A 5,550-nucleotide genomic window follows, 5' to 3' on the forward strand; every position below is an offset into this window, starting at 1 on the left:
TGTCCCTGTGGCATGGCTGGCCTGGTTGCCCGTCCGGGTGGTTGGGTTGGTTGTGTCTGGGATTCCTTTGGTTGATTTCGGAAGATGATGTCATCTTTCGTGTTGATGCCAGTTTTGTGAACCCTGTTGGGGTTCGCTTCGTATGGATTGTTCACTGCTGGGTTTGTCCTGGTGGTGGGCGTTGTTCATTTACGGAGAGTTTGATCCTGGCTCAGGACGAACGCTGGCGGCGTGCTTAACACATGCAAGTCGAACGATGATGCCCAGCTTGCTGGGTGGATTAGTGGCGAACGGGTGAGTAACACGTGAGTAACCTGCCCTTGACTTCGGGATAACTCCGGGAAACCGGGGCTAATACCGGATATGAGCCGCCTTCGCATGGGGGTGGTTGGAAAGTTTTTCGGTCAGGGATGGGCTCGCGGCCTATCAGCTTGTTGGTGGGGTGATGGCCTACCAAGGCGACGACGGGTAGCCGGCCTGAGAGGGCGACCGGCCACACTGGGACTGAGACACGGCCCAGACTCCTACGGGAGGCAGCAGTGGGGAATATTGCACAATGGGCGAAAGCCTGATGCAGCGACGCCGCGTGAGGGATGAAGGCCTTCGGGTTGTAAACCTCTTTCAGCAGGGAAGAAGCGCAAGTGACGGTACCTGCAGAAGAAGCGCCGGCTAACTACGTGCCAGCAGCCGCGGTAATACGTAGGGCGCAAGCGTTGTCCGGAATTATTGGGCGTAAAGAGCTCGTAGGCGGTTTGTCGCGTCTGGTGTGAAAACTCGAGGCTCAACCTCGAGCTTGCATCGGGTACGGGCAGACTAGAGTGCGGTAGGGGAGACTGGAATTCCTGGTGTAGCGGTGGAATGCGCAGATATCAGGAGGAACACCGATGGCGAAGGCAGGTCTCTGGGCCGCAACTGACGCTGAGGAGCGAAAGCATGGGGAGCGAACAGGATTAGATACCCTGGTAGTCCATGCCGTAAACGTTGGGCACTAGGTGTGGGGCTCATTCCACGAGTTCCGTGCCGCAGCAAACGCATTAAGTGCCCCGCCTGGGGAGTACGGCCGCAAGGCTAAAACTCAAAGGAATTGACGGGGGCCCGCACAAGCGGCGGAGCATGCGGATTAATTCGATGCAACGCGAAGAACCTTACCAAGGCTTGACATGCACGAGAAGCCACCAGAGATGGTGGTCTCTTTGGACACTCGTGCACAGGTGGTGCATGGTTGTCGTCAGCTCGTGTCGTGAGATGTTGGGTTAAGTCCCGCAACGAGCGCAACCCTCGTCCCATGTTGCCAGCGGGTTATGCCGGGGACTCATGGGAGACTGCCGGGGTCAACTCGGAGGAAGGTGGGGATGACGTCAAATCATCATGCCCCTTATGTCTTGGGCTTCACGCATGCTACAATGGCCGGTACAAAGGGCTGCGATACCGTAAGGTGGAGCGAATCCCAAAAAGCCGGTCTCAGTTCGGATTGGGGTCTGCAACTCGACCCCATGAAGTCGGAGTCGCTAGTAATCGCAGATCAGCAACGCTGCGGTGAATACGTTCCCGGGCCTTGTACACACCGCCCGTCAAGTCACGAAAGTCGGTAACACCCGAAGCCCATGGCCCAACCGTTCGCGGGGGGAGTGGTCGAAGGTGGGACTGGCGATTGGGACTAAGTCGTAACAAGGTAGCCGTACCGGAAGGTGCGGCTGGATCACCTCCTTTCTAAGGAGCTACCAACCCTCGTCCGCTGGTGTTTGCTGGTGGGTGGGTGGTTCAGGTGCCACGCCATCGCCGTCCGTGTGGTGGGTGGTTGCTCATGGGTGGAACATTGACGAAAGAGCTTTCTTGGTCTTGCTGGTGTCAGTACCTGCCGGCTCGCTCGTGCCTCTTCGGGGGTTCGTGTGGGTGGTGGTGGAACATCACGGGTGAGGTCGGGGGGCTTGTCGAGCACACTGTTGGGTCCTCAGGTCACCGGCCACCGGTTGGTGGGGTGCCTGGTACGGGCCGGTCCTTGGACCACGAACCGCTTCGTCTGCGCTCTTGTATGAGGGTGTGGGTGGGGTAGGCGGGTCTGGTGGGGTCGGGGTCGTTGGTTGTTTGAGAACTGCACAGTGGACGCGAGCATCTTTGTAAAGATCAAGACGCACCCTTTTGGGGGTGTGGTTCTTGGTTCTCTGCAGTTTTGTTGTTTTTGTTGAAGTTTTTAAGGGCACAGGGTGGATGCCTTGGCACTAGGAGCCGAAGAAGGACGTGGTAGCCTGCGATAAGCCTCGGGGAGCTGGCAAACGAGCTGTGATCCGAGGGTTTCCGAATGGGGGAACCCCGCACGAGTCATGTCGTGTGACCCGCACCTGAATATATAGGGTGTGTGGAGGGAACGTCGGGAAGTGAAACATCTCAGTACCGACAGGAAGAGATATTCCGTGAGTAGTGGCGAGCGAAAGCGGATGAGGCCAAACCGGGCGCGTGTTCAAGCTGTCAGGCGTTGCGTGTTCGGGGTTGTGGGACCCTTCTGGTGGATCTGACAGTCCACCGGGGAGTGAGAAAGCCGTGTCATAGTCGAACCGCATTGAAAGGCGGACCACAGACGGTGCGAGTCCGGTAGACGAAATGGTGCGGCCTCCCGAAGGGGATCCCAAGTAGCACGGGGCCCGAGAAATCTCGTGTGAATCTGGCAAGACCACTTGCTAAGCCTAAATACTACCTAGTGACCGATAGCGGACCAGTACCGTGAGGGAAAGGTGAAAAGTACCCCGGGAGGGGAGTGAAATAGTACCTGAAACCGTGTGCCTACAATCCGTTGGAGCCTCCTTGGCTGGGGTGACAGCGTGCCTTTTGAAGAATGAGCCTGCGAGTTAGTGCTCAGTGGCGAGGTTAACCCGTGTGGGGAAGCCGTAGCGAAAGCGAGTCCGAACAGGGCGCCCATAGTCGCTGGGTCTAGACCCGAAGCGAAGTGATCTAGCCATGGGCAGGTTGAAGCGCGGGTAAGACCGCGTGGAGGACCGAACCCACCAGGGTTGAAAACCTGGGGGATGACCTGTGGTTAGGGGTGAAAGGCCAATCAAACTTCGTGATAGCTGGTTCTCCCCGAAATGCATTTAGGTGCAGCGTCACGTGTTTCTTGCCGGAGGTAGAGCTACTGGATGGCCGATGGGCCCTACAAGGTTACTGACGTCAGCCAAACTCCGAATGCCGGTAAGTGAAAGCGTGGCAGTGAGACTGCGGGGGATAAGCTCCGTAGTCGAGAGGGAAACAGCCCAGACCACCGGCTAAGGCCCCTAAGCGTGTGCTAAGTGGGAAAGGATGTGGAGTTGCACAGACAACCAGGAGGTTGGCTTAGAAGCAGCCACCCTTGAAAGAGTGCGTAATAGCTCACTGGTCAAGTGATTCCGCGCCGACAATGTAGCGGGGCTCAAGTACACCGCCGAAGCCGTGGCATCTGCGCTCAACTCAGGCCTTCGTGGTCCAGAGGCGCAGGTGGGTAGGGGAGCGTCGTGTGGGCGGTGAAGCCGCGGGGGAACCCAGCGGTGGAGCCCACACGAGTGAGAATGCAGGCATGAGTAGCGAAAGACGGGTGAGAAACCCGTCCGCCGAATGACCAAGGGTTCCAGGGCCAGGTTAATCCGCCCTGGGTAAGTCGGGACCTAAGGCGAGGCCGACAGGCGTAGTCGATGGACAAGGAGTTGATATTCTCCTACCGGCGAAGAACCGCCCATACCGAGCCCGGTGATGCTGACCGCCCAAACCTGCCCATCGACCCTTCGGGGTCACCGGGCAGGGGCGCGCGGGACCCAATCCGGTAGTAGGTAAGCGTATTAACAGGGGTGACGCAGGAAGGTAGCCCGGCGTGGCGATGGTAGACCACGTCCAAGGCTGTAGGCCGTCGGGTAGGCAAATCCGCCCGGCATCAAGGCTGAGAGCTGACGGTGAGCGCACAAGCGCGAACTGGGTGATCCTATGCTGCCAAGAAAAGCCTCGACGCGAGGTTCTAGCCGCCCGTACCCCAAACCGACTCAGGTGGTCAGGTAGAGAATACTAAGGCGATCGAGAGAATCGTGGTTAAGGAACTCGGCAAAATGCCCCCGTAACTTCGGGAGAAGGGGGGCCCGAAGCGTGAACACCCTCGCGGTGGGAGCGTGGACGGCCGCAGAGACCAGGGAGAAGCGACTGTTTACTAAAAACACAGGTCCGTGCGAAGTCGCAAGACGATGTATACGGACTGACGCCTGCCCGGTGCTGGAAGGTTAAGAGGACGGGTCAACCCTTCGGGGTGAAGCTCAGAATTTAAGCCCCAGTAAACGGCGGTGGTAACTATAACCATCCTAAGGTAGCGAAATTCCTTGTCGGGTAAGTTCCGACCTGCACGAATGGCGTAACGACTTCTCCGCTGTCTCAACCGCGAACTCGGCGAAATTGCACTACGAGTAAAGATGCTCGTTACGCGCAGCAGGACGGAAAGACCCCGGGACCTTTACTATAGCTTGGTATTGGTGTTCGGTGCGGCTTGTGTAGGATAGGTGGGAGACTGTGAAGCCCGTACGCCAGTGCGGGTGGAGTCAACGTTGAAATACCACTCTGGCCGCTTCGGATGTCTAACCTCGGTCCGTGATCCGGACCAGGGACAGTGCCTGGTGGGTAGTTTAACTGGGGCGGTTGCCTCCTAAAATGTAACGGAGGCGCTCAAAGGTTCCCTCAGCCTGGTTGGCAATCAGGTGTCGAGTGCAAGTGCACAAGGGAGCTTGACTGTGAGACTGACAGGTCGAGCAGGGACGAAAGTCGGAACTAGTGATCCGGCGGTGGCTTGTGGAAGCGCCGTCGCTCAACGGATAAAAGGTACCCCGGGGATAACAGGCTGATCTTGCCCAAGAGTCCATATCGACGGCATGGTTTGGCACCTCGATGTCGGCTCGTCGCATCCTGGGGCTGGAGTAGGTCCCAAGGGTTGGGCTGTTCGCCCATTAAAGCGGTACGCGAGCTGGGTTTAGAACGTCGTGAGACAGTTCGGTCCCTATCCGCTGCGCGCGCAGGAAACTTGAGAAGGGCTGTCCCTAGTACGAGAGGACCGGGACGGACGAACCTCTGGTGTGCCAGTTGTTCCGCCAGGAGCACCGCTGGTTGGCTACGTTCGGAAGGGATAACCGCTGAAAGCATCTAAGCGGGAAGCCTGCTTCAAGATGAGGTTTCCATACCCTACGGGGTGAGAGGCACCCAGCAGAACACTGGGTCGATAGGCCGGACGTGGAAGCGGGGACGAAAGACCCGTGCAGCTGACCGGTACTAATCAGCCGACAACTTCAACACCAAACACTCTTGTGCTACGCGTCCACTGTGCGGTTCCCGAACCACCAACACCACACCCCCCACGGGGTGCCCCAGGTGTTGACACGGTTCAACAGAGTTACGGCGGTCACAGCGAAGGGGAAACGCCCGGTCCCATACCGAACCCGGAAGCTAAGCCCTTCAGCGCCGATGGTACTGCCCTGGAGACGGGGTGGGAGAGTAGGACGCCGCCGGACAACCCTTCACCGAAGGCCCACCCCACACGGGGTGGGCCTTCGGCAT

Annotated in this window: 3 rRNA genes; all 3 read left to right on the forward strand. The window is 58.3% G+C overall.

Going from position 1 to position 5,550, the window contains the following annotated elements:
• Nucleotides 1-188: 188 nt before the first annotated feature.
• The 3 genes from BXA05_RS19125 to rrf all read left to right on the forward strand — a co-directional run bounded on the left by BXA05_RS19125 (nt 189) and on the right by rrf (nt 5,504).
• Nucleotides 189-1,710: ribosomal RNA gene (locus BXA05_RS19125) — 16S ribosomal RNA — on the forward strand.
• A gap of 471 nt (nt 1,711-2,181) precedes the next feature.
• Nucleotides 2,182-5,289, forward strand: a 23S ribosomal RNA gene (locus BXA05_RS19130).
• A 98-nt stretch (nt 5,290-5,387) separates the two neighbouring features.
• Nucleotides 5,388-5,504: ribosomal RNA gene (gene rrf, locus BXA05_RS19135) — 5S ribosomal RNA — on the forward strand.
• Together the 16S, 23S and 5S rRNA genes form the textbook arrangement of a ribosomal RNA operon.
• The last annotated feature ends 46 nt before the right edge of the window (nt 5,505-5,550 follow it).

The organism is Cellulosimicrobium funkei (assembly GCF_900155925.1).
Lineage (GTDB): Bacteria > Actinomycetota > Actinomycetes > Actinomycetales > Cellulomonadaceae > Cellulosimicrobium > Cellulosimicrobium funkei.